The sequence below is a fragment of the Halomonas sp. A29 genome (genome assembly GCF_046723295.1).
Classification (GTDB): domain Bacteria; phylum Pseudomonadota; class Gammaproteobacteria; order Pseudomonadales; family Halomonadaceae; genus Halomonas.
In genome coordinates, this window is record NZ_JAXQPR010000008.1 from 53,220 (window position 1) to 71,211 (window position 17,992).

General features: G+C 62.9%; 8 protein-coding genes and 1 pseudogene. 6 read left to right on the forward strand and 3 right to left on the reverse strand.

From position 1 onward, the window contains the following. The first annotated feature begins 516 nt into the window (after positions 1-516). Both SPH52_RS16350 and SPH52_RS16355 read left to right on the forward strand, forming a co-directional pair. On the forward strand, positions 517-9,027 hold the full coding sequence (locus SPH52_RS16350; RefSeq protein ID WP_411796111.1) for a GH36-type glycosyl hydrolase domain-containing protein: 8,511 nt from the start codon (positions 517-519) through the stop codon (positions 9,025-9,027). 417 nt (positions 9,028-9,444) lie between these two features. Next, positions 9,445-9,839, forward strand: a pseudogene (locus SPH52_RS16355) (putative zinc-binding metallopeptidase); the annotation flags it as partial. A 126-nt stretch (positions 9,840-9,965) separates the two neighbouring features. Here SPH52_RS16355 and SPH52_RS16360 read toward each other — a convergent pair. Further along, the gene (locus tag SPH52_RS16360; protein WP_411796112.1) at positions 9,966-10,457 is read right to left on the reverse strand and encodes a ferritin-like domain-containing protein; all 492 of its coding nucleotides are present in this window, start codon (positions 10,455-10,457) and stop codon (positions 9,966-9,968) included. Between the two features lie 262 nt (positions 10,458-10,719). Between SPH52_RS16360 and SPH52_RS16365 the strand changes: the two genes are divergently transcribed. Further along, on the forward strand, positions 10,720-12,210 hold the full coding sequence (locus SPH52_RS16365) for an FAD-dependent oxidoreductase (RefSeq protein WP_411796113.1): 1,491 nt from the start codon (positions 10,720-10,722) through the stop codon (positions 12,208-12,210). A 15-nt stretch (positions 12,211-12,225) separates the two neighbouring features. Here the strand turns inward: SPH52_RS16365 and SPH52_RS16370 are convergent, their stop codons facing one another. Continuing rightward, positions 12,226-14,151, reverse strand: a complete 1,926-nt coding sequence (locus SPH52_RS16370) for an alkaline phosphatase family protein (protein WP_411796114.1) — start codon at positions 14,149-14,151, stop codon at positions 12,226-12,228. 117 nt (positions 14,152-14,268) lie between these two features. Here SPH52_RS16370 and SPH52_RS16375 point away from each other — a divergent pair, with 117 nt between their 5' ends. Continuing rightward, entirely contained in the window at positions 14,269-14,826 is a 558-nt protein-coding gene (locus SPH52_RS16375; RefSeq protein ID WP_411796328.1) for an NnrU family protein, read from the forward strand. 25 nt (positions 14,827-14,851) lie between these two features. Here the strand turns inward: SPH52_RS16375 and SPH52_RS16380 are convergent, their stop codons facing one another. Beyond that, complete coding sequence (locus SPH52_RS16380; RefSeq protein WP_411796115.1) at positions 14,852-15,295, reverse strand: YybH family protein; 444 nt, start codon at positions 15,293-15,295, stop codon at positions 14,852-14,854. Between the two features lie 252 nt (positions 15,296-15,547). On the opposite strand from SPH52_RS16380, the gene SPH52_RS16385 reads away from it, so the two are divergent. Together SPH52_RS16385 and SPH52_RS16390 are read left to right on the forward strand one after the other, a co-directional pair. Next, complete coding sequence (locus SPH52_RS16385; protein WP_411796116.1) at positions 15,548-16,627, forward strand: NAD(P)-dependent alcohol dehydrogenase; 1,080 nt, start codon at positions 15,548-15,550, stop codon at positions 16,625-16,627. A gap of 216 nt (positions 16,628-16,843) precedes the next feature. Beyond that, positions 16,844-17,959, forward strand: coding sequence for an extracellular solute-binding protein (locus tag SPH52_RS16390; RefSeq protein WP_411796117.1), 1,116 nt, complete (start codon positions 16,844-16,846; stop codon positions 17,957-17,959). Positions 17,960-17,992 lie beyond the last annotated feature (33 nt).

Below are 17,992 nucleotides of genomic sequence, written 5' to 3' on the forward strand. Positions count from 1 at the left end.
ATGAGGAATACGGATATGGCCATGAGGAAAGGGCGTGCAATGGACCTGCAAGATCCTACAGGATTAGGGGAGGTTGGGGTCCATGCTCATGAGTTCGTCGTCTCCACGAGCCGCTTGCAGTGACACGCTTCGGTTAGCGCAGGGGGCAACGTGAACGTACGTGAATGTACCGAAATCGATCGGCTCGTGGTCTGGGCGACGCGCGATGGCTGGACGAAAGCTCCACGGGGCAAGGGAGCTGGCTATCGGGTTGCGAAGGTTTTCCATGTGGGTGCCCTCGGTAACGCTATCCGCACAATGCATGACGGCGACAAGACAGTCTTGCCCCAGCCTGTCCCGAAGTTCGGTGCGCTGGCGAACCGACAGGAGCATGGTTTTTCCGCATGATTCCGGTGGTGACATATCGCCTGCCCCAGTGGGTAAGGCGCATCGACCAGGATAGTGCTCGTGCCCTTTCTTCATCGTATTGCATTTCGGGCTTTTACCTCGTCAACGCCCTGGAATGATACCGTCCCGGTGCGGCAAGAGCTGTTCAGTGCCGAACGGCTCGAACAGCACGCCGGCAGCCTTGCGCTGGCTCAGCGTGTCACTGACCAGCCTCCTCGGGTCTTGCCACTGGCAAGACGGCTCGATGACAATGCCAAGGTTCTGCTGAAGGCCTATCGCGCCAGCGCCGCAGAGTTGGCCGAGGGGCGCGATATCGTTCCCGCCGCGGCCTGGCTGCTCGACAATTACCACATCATCGAAGCTCAGATCCGCGAGATCCGCGGCGACCTGCCTCCCGGTTATTATCGACAGCTACCGAAACTGGCCGAAGGCCCCTTTGCCGGCTATCCCCGCGTCTTCGGCCTGGCTTGGGCCTTTGTCGCCCATACCGACAGTCACCTCGATCCCGATACCCTGCAAGGCTTCATTGCCGCCTATCAACGCGTTCAGCCGTTGAGTATCGGTGAGCTATGGGCGGTAGCGATTACCCTGCGAATCGTGCTTGTCGAGAACCTGCGGCGCCTTGCCGACCAGATCGTCAGTGAGCAGGCGGCGCGCAACGAGGCTGACTTGCTGGCCACTCGATGGCTCGCTCCCGAGGGCCATCGCTCCAACCTGGATGACGGTACGCCACCGCGTAACATGAAGCCATTGGCAGCGCCTTTCGTTGCCCAACTGGCGAAGCGTATGCGAGGGTTGGATTCGCGAGCCAACCCCATGGTGGGCTGGTTGGAGGAGCGAGTCGCTGCCCAGGGCGACTCCATCGATGACATGGTTCAGCAAGCTCAGCAGCGCCAGGGTGCTGCCAACGTCACCGTGCGCAACGTCATTACCAGCATGCGCTTGGTATCGAGTATCGACTGGGCGGAACTCTTCGAAAGCGTCAGTCTGGTCGACGCACGGCTGAACCAAGGTAGCCCCTTCACGACGCTGGATTTCCCGACTCGCAATAGTTACCGCAGTGCCGTAGAACAGCTGGCCCGGGGTTCAAGGCATGAGGAACTGGAAGTCGTGGAATATGCCCTGGCCGCGGCGCGTGAGGCCATGGCGAGCGCTGAAGGCCCCGTCGAGGCCGCCCGGCTGGGCGACCCCGGCTATTTCCTGATTGCGTCAGGCCGGCCTTCGCTGGAGCAAGCGATCGGCTTTCGACCTTCGCCGCGCGAGCGCTTGCGGCAGGCCTTTCTGACGTACGGCATGAGTGGTTACGTCGGCCTGATTGCGCTCGTCACGGTTGGGTTGCTGGCACTGGTAATGGGGTCGTTATGGTCGCTGTCGCTTTCCGCAGGTGAGTCGCCCCTGGGGTGGCTGTTGTTACTGGGTCTATTGGGGCTGCTGCCCGCCACCGAAGTGGCTACGCTGCTGGTCAACCGCCTCATCATTTTCACCGTCAGTGCGAAGCCCCTGCCAAGCCTGGATCTCTCAGGAGGCGTTCCGTCCTCACTTCGTACACTGGTCGCCGTACCGACACTGCTGACCAGCGAGGCCGACCTGCAGGAGCAGATCGAACGGCTGGAGGTCCATCACCTGGCCAGCGGTGGCGGCGCCATCGTATACGCTCTGCTGACCGATGGGGTCGATGCCCAGCATGAAGATATCGCCGAGGATGCTCCGCTACTGGCCGCCGCCGGTATGGCAGTCGACCAACTGAACCGTCGCTATGGCGCCAGTGACGGTAACGAGCGTTTCTATCTCTTGCATCGCCGGAGGGTGTTCAATAGCAGCGAAAACTGCTGGATGGGGTGGGAGCGCAAACGCGGCAAGCTGCATGAACTCAACCGCCTGCTCCGTGGCGCCCGCGATACCACCTTCCTGAACCCAGCCGCTCTGCCGAACGACGTGCACTACGTCATCACGCTGGATGCCGATACTCGGCTGCCCCGGGGATCGGCCAGCCGACTCATCGGCAAGATGGCACATCCGCTGAACCGACCTAGGTTCGATGAACGCCACCAGCGTGTCATGGAGGGCTACGCCATTCTCCAGCCGCGTGTCACGCCCTCGCTGCCGTTGGGTCAACAAGGTTCGCTCTATCAACGTCTTTTCTCCGCGCCCGGGGGCATCGATCCCTATGCCGCGACCATTTCCGACCTGTATCAGGATCTTCTCGGCGAGGGCTCTTTCGCCGGCAAGGGCATCTACGACATCGATGCGTTCGAAGCCTCACTCAGCGGACGCATACCGGAGAACAGCGTACTCAGCCACGATCTGTTCGAAGGGGTTTTTGCTCGTGCCGGTCTCGCCTCGGATGTGGAGGTCATCGAGGAGTTTCCCTCCCGCTACGATGTCGCCGCCAAGCGCCAGCATCGCTGGACCCGTGGAGACTGGCAATTGGTGCCATGGATTTTCGCGCGGGAGATGCCCTGGACCGGGCGTCTGAAGCTGCTGGGTAACATGCGCCGCTCGCTACTGACGCCTCTGCTGCTGGCGTGTCTCGTCGTCAGTTGGCTATTGCCGCTGCAGGCGGCTCTGGCAGGCACGCTATTCGTCATCACGGCCATTGCTGCGCCCACGCTGTTGCCCCTCTTGATATCGCTGGTTCCGACTCGGGTGGGCGTCAACTGGCCCCACTATTTCCACCAGTGGATTTTCGAGCTGAAGCTGGCATCGGCCCAGACGCTGCTGTGGGTCGCCTTACTGCCCGACCAGACCTGGAGAATGCTGGATGCCATCGTCAGGACCCTGGTACGCGTATCGTTCACACGCCGCCACCTCCTCGAGTGGACGACCGCTGCTCAGTCGACGGGGTGCCCACGACTGACATTGACGGGCTTTTACCGGAGCATGGCACCGGGAACCACGCTGGCTCTAGTGGTGTCATTGGCCACCGTGAGCCATGCGCCTGGGGCCTGGCCAGTGGTACTGCCCTTGGCGCTGCTCTGGTTGGTCGCGCCGGCTATTGCCGCGTGGATCAGCCGGCCGCGGAGTCTCGCGCCGCAACACGTGCTGCCGGTAGCCGAGGCGCGTGAATTGCGGCTGATCGCTCGGCGCACCTGGCGCTTCTTCGAAACGTTCGTCACGGCTCGCGACAACTGGCTGCCCCCGGACAATTTCCAGGAAACGCCTCGACCCGTCATTGCCCGGCGTACCTCCCCGACCAACATGGGGCTTTATCTTCTCTCGGTCCTGGCCGCTCGTGATTTTGGTTGGCTGGGTGCCTTGGCTGGCGCCGAGCGTCTCGAGGCCACGCTGGGCGCCATGCAGACCCTGCCGCGCTATCGAGGGCATTTCTTCAATTGGTATGACACCCGGGATCTTCGTCCGCTGGACCCCCAGTACGTCTCTTCGGTCGACAGCGGCAACCTGGCGGGCCACCTGCTGGTCGTCGCCAACGCCTGCGAAATGTGGTTGGAAGCCGACCTGTCATTCGACCCTCGCCCGGGAATCGCGGATCACGTGCGCCTGGTGCACGTGGCCCTCGAGGCGGCGCCCATGGCGCGAGGCGCGGAGGTTACATCGCTCGAGGCTGGCCTGGGTGATATAGCGGCGCACTTGCAGGGCGATCCCGATCACGAGGCGTGGTTACCAGGGCTGAAACGACTCAGTGACCGCACCGCGGGCATGGCCCAAGGGGCCCTGAAAAACCTCGAGGGTCCCTGGGTCGAAGAGGTGCTGTTCTGGGTGGGGGCCTTGCACACGTCGGTCGACGAGCATTGCCGCGACCGCAAGCAGCTCGCCAAGAGCGATCCTCGAGACCGGCTCCGGGCCCGCTTCAGGCAGGTCGCCGACACGGCGCGACGCATGGCACTGGAGATGGAGTTCGGCTTCCTGTTCGTTGCCGAGCGTCAGTTGCTGTCGATAGGTTATTCCATGGACGACAACACCCTCGACAGCAGTTGCTACGACCTGCTTGCCTCCGAGGCGCGGCTGGCCAGCCTGCTGGCGATTGCCAAGGGTGATGTCCCCACGCGGCACTGGTTCCGCCTCGGGCGTACGGCCACGCCGCTGGAGCATGGTTCGGCGCTGATTTCCTGGTCGGGCTCGATGTTCGAGTACCTGATGCCATCGCTGGTGATGCGCGCCCCTGAGGGGAGCCTCCTCGAGAGAAGCAATCGCTTGGTGGTCAAGCGCCAGATGGCGTATGGCGCTTCGCTGGGCGTCCCCTGGGGGCTCTCCGAATCCGCTTACAACGCCCGCGACCTGGAATTCACCTACCAGTATTCCAATTTCGGCGTGCCCGGCCTGGGCTTGAAGCGTGGCCTCTCTGCCGACCTGGTGGTGGCCCCCTATGCCACTGGCCTGGCGACGATGGTCGATCCTCTCGGGGCGCATCGCAACTTCGCGCGGCTCGCCGACATGGGGGCACTGGGCTGCCATGGCTTCTACGAGGCGCTCGACTTCACTCGCTCGCGCGTTCCGGCGGGGGAGGAAGTCGCTATCGTGCGTAGCTTCATGGCCCACCATCAGGGCATGACCATCGTGGGCATCGCCAATACGCTGCATGACGGCCGCATGCGCGAACGCTTCCATCGTGAGCCGATCATTCAGGCCAGCGAACTCTTGCTGCAGGAACGCCTCCCGCGTGACGCAGCCATCGCCCACCCTCGTGCCGAGGAAGTCAAGTCGGCGCCGAGCGAGACGCTCAACGAGAGCCATGCGGTTCGGCGAATCACGGCAACGGCTGAAGGCGCGCCAATGACCCATCTGCTATCGAACGGACGCTACTCGGTCATGTTGACGGCGAGGGGAGCGGGCTACAGCCGTTGGCGGCATATCGCCATCAGCCGCTGGCAAGAGGACGCGACCCGCGATCACTGGGGCAGCTTCATCTTCTTGCGCGACAGGCGCATGACCGAGGTCTGGTCGGCCAGCGGCCCCATGCCCGGTGAAGGCAGGGTGATCGAGAAGGGCCGCCACGACGTGCTCTTTGCTGAGGATTATGCTCGCTTCACGCATTGCCATGGCGATCTGGTCACCCACCTTGATGTCCTTGTCTCGGGCGAAGACGACAGCGAGGTGCGGCGCGTGTCGCTGACCAACAGCGGACGGCGGGTGCGGGATGTCGACGTGACCTCCTACTCGGAACTGGTGCTGACCGCGCCGGCTACCGACAATGCCCACCCCGCCTTTGCGAAGCTGTTCGTGGTCACCGAATACCTCGAGGAGTTCGGTGCGCTGATCGCCACCCGACGCCGGCGTGGGCCGGACGAGGCAGAGACCTGGGCCGCCCATTTCGCCGTCGTGGAAGGCGAGACCCAGGGCGAAGTGCAATACGAGACCGATCGCGCCCGCTTCATCGGTCGGGGGCGCACGGTGACGACAGCCGCTGCCCTGAGCGGAGAACAGCCGCTGACGAATACCACCGGCACGGTGCTCGATCCGATCTTTTCGCTACGCCATCGCCTCCAGGTCGCCCCCGGCAAAGTGGCCCGTATCGCCTTCTGGACCGTTGTGGCAGGCTCGCGCGAGGAGCTGCTGGACCTGATCGACAAGCATCACGATCGCAGCGCCTTCGAGCGGGCCAAGACACTGGCCTGGACCCAGGCACAAGTCCAGCTCCGGCACTTGGCCGTCACGCCCGATGAAGCGGCGGACTTCCAGCGCCTGGCCGCCCCCATCCTGTATGCCGACGCCCGCTTCAGGGCCTCGCGTGAGGCCATTGCGCGCGGTGCGGGCCCGCAGTCGGCACTGTGGCCGCATGCCATATCCGGCGATCTGCCGATCGTCCTGCTGCGCATCGATTCGACCGATGACCTGGCTCAGGTTCGTCAGCTGCTGCGCGCTCATGAGTACTGGCGCATGAAACGTCTCGGTGTCGACCTGGTGATCGTCAACGAGCGTGCCTCCTCCTATGTGCAGGACCTTCAACAGGCCATCGAGACGGCGGTGCACAGCAGCCAGCCGCGGCCACGCCTCCACGAGGGCCATGCCCAGGGTTCGGTCATCACCTTGCGTGCCGATCTGATGAGTCTCGATGCACGTGTTCTGCTGCAGTCCGTGGCGCGGGTAGCGCTGCTGGCACACCGCGGGCCGATTGCCGACCAACTTGCGCTGATCCCCCCCGCGCTTCACCACCCGCCACCCCCGCCGGCCTCAAGGGAGGTGGTTCCACGCGACACGGTAGATGAGGCGCCGGGCGCTGAGACTCCGCCGGCTCTCGAATTCTTCAATGGCCTGGGGGGCTTCGACAAGCAGGGGAGGGAGTATGTGACCCTACTCGAGGCCGGGCGCTCCACGCCGGCTCCCTGGCTCAACGTGATTGCCAACTCAGGGTTCGGTTTCCAGGTCTCGGCGGAAGGCTCGGGCTACCTATGGGCCGACAACAGCCGCGAAAACCCGCTCACCCCCTGGTCGAACGACGCCGTCATGGACCCCAGCGGTGAGGCGATCTACGTGCGTGACGAAGAGACCCTGGCGGTGTGGACGGCCACGGCACTACCGGTGCGTGACGAGGGGCGTTATGTCGCCCGGCACGGCTTCGGCTATAGCCGCTTCGAGCACGAGGCACAGGGTATCGCACTCGGCCTCGTGCACTTCGTGCCGCTCGACGATCCTATCCGCATTTCGCGTTTGACCCTCGAGAACCGCTCGGGGCGGCCCCGTCGTCTGTCCGTTACCGCTTACGTGGAATGGTCGCTTGGCCTGTCTCGAGGTTCGTCAGGCCCATTTCTGATAACGCACCGGGATGAGGGTAGCGGGGCAATGCTGGTACACAATCCCTGGAACATGGCGTTTCCCGGACGCGTAGCCTTCGCCGACCTGGGCGGCCTGCAAACGGCCTGGACAGCGGATCGCGCTGAATTTCTCGGCCATGGCGGCAACCTGGCGTCTCCTGCGGGTCTTGCCGGTCGCACACCTTTTTCCGGTACCACGGGGGCGGGCCTGGATCCCTGCACGGCCCTGCAATGCACCGTCGAGCTGGCGGTGGGTGAGACGATAGACGTTGTCGCGTTCATCGGGCAGGGCCGCTCCGACGACGAAGCCAGGGATCTCATCATCCGTTATCGCGAGGCCGATCTTGACGCCGAGCTCGCCAAGGTCACGGCCTACTGGCAGAAGCAGCTTGGTGCCGTACAGGTATCCACTCCCGACCGCGCCATGGACGTCATGCTCAACGGCTGGCTGCTCTACCAGACCATTGCCTGTCGCATCACGGCCCGTTCCGCCTTCTACCAGGCCAGTGGCGCCTACGGTTTCCGCGATCAACTGCAGGATGGCATGGCCCTGACCTTTGCCAGTCCCGAGACGACCCGACACCACCTGCTACGCGCTGCTTCGCGACAGTTCGTCGAAGGGGATGTGCAGCACTGGTGGCTGCCTCATTCCGGCCAGGGCGTGCGGACCCGTATTTCCGACGACCGGGTCTGGCTGGCCTATGCCAGCGCCCTCTACATCGCCACGTCGGGAGATGCCGCCGTGCTGGACGAGCCGGTGAGCTTCCTGGAAGGCGCCTTGCTCGGTGACGGCGAGCACGATGCTTTTTTCCAGCCCATGATCGCTGACGAAATCGCCTCCCTCTACGAGCATTGCGCCCGCGGCCTGGACCAGTGCCTGGCGCTGACGGGCGAGCATGGCCTGCCGCTGATCGGCGGCGGCGACTGGAACGATGGCATGAACCGGGTCGGAGAAGCGGGCAAGGGGGAGAGCGTTTGGCTGGGCTGGCTGCTGGCACGCACCCTGGACATGTTCATTCCGCTTGCCGAACAGCGCAGCGCGGAAGATGCCCGTGCCAGCCGCTGGCGGGCGCATGCAGCCTCGCTGCGTGAGTCGCTCGAACAGTACGCCTGGGACGGCCAATGGTATCGGCGGGCGACCTACGACGACGGCAGTTGGCTCGGCACCCAGGAGAGCGAGGACTGCCGTATCGACTCGATTGCGCAATCCTGGGCGGTGCTGTCCGGTGCGGCAAACCCTCAACGGGCCGCAACCGCCATGCGCTCGCTGGAGCGTGAATTGCTCCGGGCGGATCCTGGGCTTGCCCTGTTGTTCTGGCCCCCCTTCGACCAGCCCGCGCGCGATCCGGGCTATATCAGCGGCTACCCTCCGGGGCTTCGGGAAAATGGCGGCCAGTACAGTCATGCCGCGATGTGGGCCATCCTGGCATTTACCCAACTGGGAGAAGGGGATAAAGCCACCGACTTGTTCTCAATGCTCAACCCCATCAATCATGCCCGCACGCTCCAAGAGGCATCGCGCTATAAAGTCGAGCCCTATGTGGTCGCTGCCGATGTCTATTCCGTTGCCCCGCATGTCGGGAGGGGCGGTTGGACCTGGTACACGGGGGCTGCCGGCTGGATGTATCGGGCGGGGCTCGAAGGCATCCTGGGTATTCGCCGCGAAGGTGCTTTTCTGACCATTGCCCCCTGTCTACCCGCTGCCTGGCCGGGTTTCGAGGCAACCATTGAAGTGGCCTCATCCCATTACACCATTCATGTGAAGAAGGCGTCGGAACGTCACCCTGCCACCCCGCAAATTCACTTGGATGGTGAAATGTTGGCGTGCGAAGCGGGAATAGTCCGTGTACCGCTTGATGGCGCTCGGCACCACTTGGTATTGACTCTGCCAAATACCCAGCCCACGACAGTGAAGCAGGTGTATCAGTAAATATCGGTGTCTTGCTCAGAGTTTTTATCTTAAATGTGTCATGGCTTTTAAAAAAACTCTGGGTTAGGTAAATTAATTGTATTTGAGGGGTAAATTGGACTTATAAAAGTTGAATAAAGGTGTCCATATCGAAAGATATGTGCCACTATGAATAACGTAGAGCAAGGACGCTTTTCGCAAGGAAGAACGAGCAAGGAAAGCTCTAGTTCGCCAAGGATGCACGAGTAGGATGCTTGTGATAGAAAGTAGGGATACACAGCGATAGAGAGAGCCCGGTTCCAAGTGTTATTGGAGCCGGGTTCTTTTTTCTTTTCAGTGGCTTGGGGAGGAAGGTGGGGCGTTTTATGCGCGCCTTAAAATGAAGGGTGTTTATTACTATCCTTCGTCCTAGTGGCTTCTGTTACGGAGATCTTTAATATGCGCGTATTTGCCAATCCGGTGGGTTCCGGTTCGCTTTGGTTCGACAACCTTGCCACCGCCGACGGAACTCCCGTTGCCTACGATCCGCAGGCGCGAGCCTTCCTGCCCATGCCTCCCTTCTGCGCCAACCGCGAGGTCATCGGCTGCAACTGGATTGCTCCTGAACAGGGGGCTTTCTGTCGCTCCTGTGCCATGACGGAGCTGGCCCCCGATCCCTCGATTCCCGGCGCCAGGCCCTGGACGAACCCTACCGCACCATGATCGGCCACATGCGCCACGAAATCTCACATATGCTCTGGTGGCGGCTCAGTCTTCGCGACGATTTCCTCGATGCCTTCCGTGCCGAGTTCGGCGATGAACGTACGGATTATCCTGCCGCGCTCCAGCAGCATTGACTGACAACGCCGACCTGGCCACGCCCTCGCTACCAGAGCCTTCGCAGATCGGCCGGTGGGAGAGGACTGTCACGGTAGAAGAGGGCAGGCCGAGAGCCGGCCTGCCGCGGGGCACGCAGGTGTTTAGCCTGCCTGCTTGTTGACGTTCTGCTTGGCCATCTTGCTCAGCTTGTCGTCGGTGGCCTTTTCCTCCTTCAAGGTCTCTGCGAGGATCTCCTTGGCCTTGGTGTAGCCCAACTGTTCTGCCAGCTCACACAGGGTGCCGTAGGCGGCAATCTCAAAGTGCTCCACTTTCTGGGCCGCGGCGATCAGGCCGGCATCGCGCACCGGACCCTTCTCGGTGGAGTCGATCAACTCCTCGCCTTCCTGGATCAGGCTTTCCATCGCATGGCTCTTGAGACGCTTGACTCGGATGTCGGGAATGGAGTCGGCAGCCTGCTCAATGCGCTCCAACTGGCCTTGCGTCTCTTCGAGATGATGCTGGAAGGCCTCGACCAGCTTCTCGTTGTCGGCCGCGCGAGCCATCTTGGGCAGCGCACGGGTAATCTGCTTCTCGGCGCTGTTGGTTTCGGATAGCAGGCGTACGAAAAGATCTTGAGCGTTCTTTATGACCATGATGAGGGTCCTCCTCTAGTTCGATCCCAGGTCCATCTTCCTTCACGGCTTCTCTAACGTAGCAGTCCATTGCCCAAGCGTTCTTTACAGGTTGGCGACGATATGTGTAGGAGTGAAAGTGAAATTGGTCGTTTGCCATGCTCCATGGAGCGCTTAAGCCCATACCCGCGGGCCCGTTCCGCTGTAATGAGCGATAGCGCAGCCTTACCTTGGCTTCTATAACTGTGGGCAGACGGATGTCTTGTTGACGGAAGGAGTCGTTATGAAATCGATATGGATGCTGGGTAGTCGCGGTGTGGCCGTGCATGCTCCTCTCGCCGAAGACGTCGAGGTGGACGTAGCCATCGTCGGGGCGGGCATCACTGGGCTCACCGCAGCGTTGGCCCTGGCCGAGGCGGGGCTGCGGGTAATGGTGCTGGAGGCCGCCACGGTAGGAGCCGGGGTAACGGGTGGCTCTACCGGCAACCTCTACGCCACGCTGGCCTCGGGACAGGCCCCGCTGCGTCGGAAGTGGGGCGATCAAGTGTCGGCCGATGTGGTGCGCGCCAGGGTCGAGGCCATCGATCATATCGAGACGCTGATTTCGCGGTACGCCATCGATTGCCAGTTCCAGCGTCAGCCGGCCTACCGGTTGCTCAGCGAGGATCGCCAACAGGCCAGGCACGACCTGAACGACGAACTCGATGCCCTGATCAGCGCCGGGCTCGGCGCCGAGATGTCGGATGGCCCCGGGCTACCCTTCGACAGCTGGGGCATACGTATCGCCAACCAGGCCCAGTTCAACCCACTGCAATACGTCCAGGGGCTGGCCGATCGTCTGCTCGGTGAAGGCGTGGTGATCCATCAGCACTGTCCGGTGCGCGAGATCGACGCGGTCAAGGGAGTGGTCAGAACCGATGAGGCCAGCATCGCTGCGAAGCACATCGTGCAGGCCACCCATACGCCTAAGGGCATCAGTCTGGTGCAGGCGGGCATGCTGGTATCGCGGGAATATGCCGTCAGCGCCAAGCTGCGCAGCGGCGAATATCCTGAAGGCATCATCTGGATTCTCGACCCCTTTCACTCGCTGCGTAGTTATCGGCATGGCGATGAGCAATACCTGATGGTGATCGGCGAGAAGCACAAGACCGGGGAGCATCACGGCGATCACTACCAGAAGCTGCGTGAATACTTCGAGAGCCGTTTCGATATCGAGGCGTTCACGCATCAGTGGTCTGCCCAGCAGTACGGTTCGCCGGACGGGCTGCCCTATATCGGCCGAATGCACGGCCACGGCAACCTCTACATGGCCACCGGCTTCGCTGCCGATGGCCTGGTATGGGGTACGTTGGCCGGTAGGATCATCGCCGACCAGGTCCTCGAGCGCGACAATCCCTGGCAGGCACGCTTCGGCGCACGGCGTATCACTCCCGGCAAGTCGGTGCTGCAGTACGCAAAGGAGAACGCCACCGTTACCAAGCACATGGTCAAGGATTACTTTGGCACCGAGAAGCTCAAGAGCTTCGATATCATCGGGCCGGGGCAGGCTCGGGTCGCTACCGTGGATGGCGAGAAGCTCGCCATTCATCGTACCGAGGCCGGAGAACTCAAGGTGCTTTCTGCCGTGTGTCCGCACATGAAGTGCATCGTGCACTGGAACGCCAGCGAGTCGACCTGGGACTGCCCCTGCCACGGCAGCCGCTTCGATACCGAAGGCGAGGTGATCGAGGGGCCGGCCTACCATCCGTTGGCCAGGGTCGAAGGTCACGGCTAGGCTAGACAATCTGCGCTACTGCTCTGCAACCGGCGGAAAGCCTACTTCGTAGCCGCGGGCATCAAGATGGCGGATCGCCTGGGGGCGTCCCACGTCATCGAAGTCGACCAGGCCAAGGCCGCAGCCGTTCCAGAGCCGTTCACCGGCCTTGGCACGGTCGGGGTCGCGTGGACGTATCGCTAGCCGGCGGCGCTTGGTGAACCAGTTGAGCGGCGAAAGTGGAGCATAGAGCCAGCGATTGAGTCGGTCGAACCAATCGAGCAGGGTGATGGGAAAGGCGTTCTTGATGCCGCTGGAAGTGATCTGCCAGAGCTGCGGCCCTTCCTGGCGATGGCGTAGTTGTATGTCGTAGGCGAAGGAGTAATGTACGTCGCCCGAGAGAATCACGTAGTTACCCGGCGTGCGCGAATGGCGAAAGATGTTGAGCATGACATTCGCGGCACCGCGATGGGCCATCCAGTTCTCGGCGTCGACCATCAGCGGCTTGCCGGCCAGGACGAAGAGGCGCTGCACCGCCTCGATGAGCTTGACCCCGAACATGGGCGCGGGCGAGACGATGATGGCCGAGGGAGCATCGAGCATGGCCTCCTGCAGCTCGATCAGCGCCTCCCAGTCCATCAGGCCCGAAGGGCGAGTCGGGTGGCGCTCGCTGCGCCAGCGTCGCGTACGGGTATCCAGCACCAGCAGGGGAGGCGAGCCCGGAATGCGATACTCCCAACCCTGGAAGCGCAGCAGCCGCTGCAGCAGGGCATCCTGCTCCTGTGCCGGCAGTCGCCCCTCATGCTGCCGCGCCTGTTTCAGCAACTCCTCGCTTAGCGTGGTGAGTTCGGCCAGGCGGTCGGGGTCGTTGCCCCAGCCTTGGCAGAGCAGGTAGGCCAGCAGGGCATTGCCGATGATGCGCCGCGAAAAGGGATGCCCATAGGCGACCTGCTCCCAATCGGCGGTCAGGTTCCAGTCGTCGGTCACGTCGTGATCGTCGAAGATCATCAGCGTGGGCAGGTGAGCGAGCAGGCGAGCGCAGGCGGGCAAGCCTCCCACGAAGCGTTCGATGATGGCCCGCTCGGCCAGGAAGCGCTGGTGGTTCTCGCTGTCAAGCGTAGGAGGGCTCGCCTCGATCAGTCGCCACGGCACTGGCGACCACGCCAGCAGGTACATGGCCATGACTTCGGCGAAGGTAATCAGGTGATTGTGCGCGTTGGCGGTGGTGAACACCGGCTTGCGCACCCCGCCGAAGAAGCGCTCACGCAGTGCGCTGTTGCTCTCGGTGTCCGGCAGCAGCTCTTGGCGCCGGTAGTAGGTGGCCTCGTCGCGATAGAGCGCCTGGCTGTCGGGTACCGTGGCACCCTCCAGCGTTTCGTCGAACAGGCCCAGCCGTGCGATCAGGGCATGGATGGCGACCAGCATGGGGCCGGCCACGTCATCGGCATAGACCTGGTCGCCGGTCAGCAAGAGCCAGGCCGGCCACTCCTGCGGCTCTCGGCGTCGCTCGGCGAGCCATGCATCGGCGTGCGCCAGGCCATCGGGGCCGTCATGGTGCGGCTTGCGGCAGGAGCCGTGCAGCAGGCGGTGGTGGCGTTCGCCCAATACGAAACTCGGATAGCTCGCGCCCTCGTGCAGCAGGTGTGGCGCCCAGTCGGCAATGCCGCGTTCATCGGATTCGTCGAGTACCTTCAGGTCGTAGTCGATGAGCGTGCCGGTGGGTAGCGGCGTGGCCAGGGAAACGTCGATCAGGTGCAGCCAGGCATGCTGGCCAACGGGAATGCGGTGCAGTCGTTCGTCTCCCAGTCCCAGGCGGCGTGGCGGATAACCCTCGGGGTGCAGCATGAGGGAAAGCTCAAGGGCACGCGAGGCCACCAGCCACATGACCAGGCGCTCGGCCGTCAGGCGACGCAACAGCGGGCCGGCCAGTACGTCCGGCAGGGACGAGGCATCGTCTGTCATCGAGATCTCCAGATGAGTGGCTTGGTTGGTGCCATCGCTGGCGCTGAACACACCAAGTGAGTAGGCTGGGCTGCGATTCGTTCAATTCCTGCTGCTGGAGGCGGTGCCGTGCTCGTGATGATTGTAGGTCTCGTGGTATTTCTTGGCGTCCACTCCATACGCATCGTTGCCGATGACTGGCGCAGCGAGCAAATCCGCAAGATGGGCGAGATGCGCTGGAAGGCGCTGTTCTCTGTCGTTTCCATCGTCGGGCTGGTGCTGGCGATCTGGGGCTATGGGCTAATGCGGCTCGATCCCACCTGGGTATGGTTCCCGCCGGTAGGACTGCGTCATGGTGTGGCGCTGCTGATGATCCCGGCCTTCATTCTGCTCGTGGCGGCGTATGTGCCCAGCAACCATATCAAAGCCAAGCTCGGCCACCCCATGGTGCTGGCGGTCAAGGTGTGGGCCTTTGCCCACCTGCTAGCCAACGGTCGCCTCGGCGACATCGTCTTCTTCGGCGCCTTCCTGCTGTGGGCCGTGCTCGACTTCCGTTCCGCCCGGCGTCGCCAGCCCGCACCACCGGTGGCTCCACGTCCTGCGGGAACCGCCATCACCATCGTGGGCGGGCTGATCGCCTACTACCTGTTCGCCTTCCATCTGCACGTATGGGTCACTGGCGTGCCGGTGATGTAGGCAGATGCTCTCGTTCGGCGCGGGTTCAGGGGTCGAGGTCGAACAATGCCTTGCCACTTTGCATCTCGAATGGAGCGGAAAAGTGCTCGTGCACGATCTTCCATTCTCCTTCGATACGCCGATAGCCGCTGGTCATGCGTAGCCAGCCCACCTGAGTCTCGCCCTTGTCGTTGGTGCCGCCGCAGCGATGAAGGGCGTGGCAGAAGGCCACCTGGCCATCGGCGTGAATCGTCACTTCATGCAGCTCGAAGACCATTGGCCCCGGGCACATCTCCATGCACGTTTGCCAGTGGTCGCGGTAGGTCTCGACACCCTTGAATTGCAGCTTCGTTACCGCATCGAAGGCGACGATATCCGCGGCATAGTGGGCGACAATGGCATTGATATCCTGAGCTCGCACCGCGTCTGTCCAGCTTTCCAGCTGTTCCAGCACCGCGGCCTCGGCGGACAGGCCGGTATGGGTCGTCATGGGTGTCTCCTCGGTTCGCCTGGTCAATCGTCAGTCTGGCACTTTCCTGTCGTTAGAGCGTTGATGAAATCAACCTGCGGCTGGCTGGCAATGGTCATCCGCCGGTAGGCGTGCGTTGGTGTAAGTGGCCGGCATATAGTGACGACCTTGGCTATCTTGATGTGTGTCAAGGTGATTGGGCTGCTCGTGGCCGATAGTCTCTGTACGGAAACCCTCTTCGCTAACGACCAGACGACAACAGGAAGCCACGCCATGCCTGCCATGATGAAAGCCGCGATCTTCGTCGAGCCGGGGCGCATCGAGATCGACGACAAGCCCATTCCGGACATCGGCCCCAACGATGCCCTGGTGCGAGTCACGACCACTACCATCTGCGGTACCGACGTGCACATTCTCAAAGGGGAATACCCGGTCGAGAAGGGGCTGACGATCGGCCACGAGCCAGTGGGTGTGATCGAAAAACTGGGCGCCAATGTGCGTGGTTACCATGAAGGGCAGCGGGTCATCGCCGGTGCCATCTGTCCCAGCTTTACCTCCTATGCCTGCCAGGATGGCTGCAGCGCTCAGGACGGCGGTCACCATGCCCACGGCTACAAGCCCATGGGCGGCTGGCGCTTCGGCAATACCATCGACGGCGCCCAGGCCGAGTACCTGCTGGTACCCGACGCCCAGGCCAATCTGGCCCCGGTGCCCGATGGGCTCAGCGACGAGCAGGTGCTGATGTGCCCCGACATCATGTCGACCGGTTTTGCCGGCGCCGAATCGGCGGGCATCAAGATCGGCGACAGCGTGGCGGTGTTCGCCCAGGGACCGATAGGCCTGTGCGCCACGGCCGGGGCCAGGCTGCGTGGCGCCGGGCTGATCATCGCCGTGGACGGCGTAGACGAGCGCCTGGCCATGGCGCGGCAGATGGGTGCGGACATCACCCTCGATTTTCGCAAGGTCGACGTGGTCGAGGAGATCCTGCGCTTGACCGGCGGGCGTGGCGTGGACGCCTCGATCGAGGCGCTGGGGCTGCAATCTACCTTCGAGGCAGCGCTGCGGGTGGTCAAACCGGGCGGCACCCTGTCGAGCCTGGGCGTCTACTCCGGCGACCTGACCATACCGCTCGGTGCGTTCTGCGCCGGGCTCGGCGACCACAAGATCGTCACGTCGCTGTGCCCAGGTGGCAAGGAGCGCATGCGTCGCCTGATGCAGGTGATCGAGACCGGACGGTTGGATCTCGGCCCCCTGGTGACCCATCGCTATGCGCTGGAGGACATCGTCGAGGCGTACGATCTCTTCTCGCACCAGCGCGATGGCGTGCTGAAGGTGGCAATTCAGGCAAGTTAAGCATTGTTAGCAAGCCGGCTCGGCGGCGCCGGTATGGGCGAAATAGCGTTGAAAGCGCTTACGCTCTTTTCCTGAGGGGCTGCTACTCTTTGTTACATGAGGATTGAACGGTCATTCAATGTTCATCCCATCGTCATGGAGTCGCGCGATAAGGGTCGGGGGCCAGGTCCCGCTGACCCCTGTCACCCTGTGCAAGACCCTCATGGAGAACCCGTCATGTCGTTCACACGTCGCCGTTTCCTCAAAGGCACCCTGGCCGCTGGCGCTGCTGCCACCGTGCCGTCGTTCTATATCAACAAGGTATTGGCCCAGGAGCAGACCCTGCGCATCTATGCCTGGGCGGGCTACTTCACCGACGAGATGCTGGCCGACTTCACCGAGAAGACCGGCATCCGAGCGACCTTTACCCCCTATGGTACCAACGACGAACTGATGAACTCGCTGCGGGCCACCGACGGGACCGGTTTCGACGTGATCATGCCCACCGTGGACCGGGTGCCGGGCTATCTCGACTATGACCTGGTGCAGCCGCTGGACGAGTCGCGCATCAACTGGGCCGGAGCGCTGGACAGTGCCATCGAGGGCTCCGAGGTGGGTGGCGTGGTCGACGGCAAGCGTTTCTTCGCGCCCAGCGATTGGGGCACCGAGGCGATCACCTGGCACCGCCGCGATGCCAAGATCGATCGCGCCAACCTCAGCTATGCCGACCTGTGGAACCCCGAGCATGGGCAGGGCGTGACGGTGCGTGGCCACTCGGCGTTGGTTGGCATCGGCCTGTGGCTGGAGCGCGAGGGCCGGCTGCCGCATCCGCTGCTCGACTCCTACAAGAGCGAGGAGGCCATGCGCGCCAACTTCGATGTCATCCTCGAAGAGGCGGTCAAGCACAAGCAGATGCTGGTGCAGTTCTGGGATACCGAGAACGATGCCCAGGCGGCCTTCCGTACCAATGGCGCCATCATCGGCCAGACCTGGGACTCCACCGCCTTCCGCCTGCAGCAAGAGGGCGAGGACATCGCCTACGGTGCGCCGAAGGAGGGTGCCCTGGCGTGGATGGAGGGCTTCGTGATTCCCAAGAACGCTCAGAACCCGGACGCCGTCTACGAGTTGATCAACTGGTACTACACGCCGGAGGCGGGCGCCATGTTCGTCAAGGCGACCGGCTACAACTCCACTTCGAAGGGCGCTACCGAGCTGCTGCCCGACGAGACGCGCCAGTTCTTCACCGACTCCTACTCCGAGCAGGACCTGGCCAACCTGTGGTGGTGGCCGATCCAGGAGCCGTGGTACGTGGCGCTGCGCAATGAGTATCAGGATCGCTATTTGAGCTCTTGAGTCGCGATTCTTAGTAGCCGGGGCGGCAGTCGC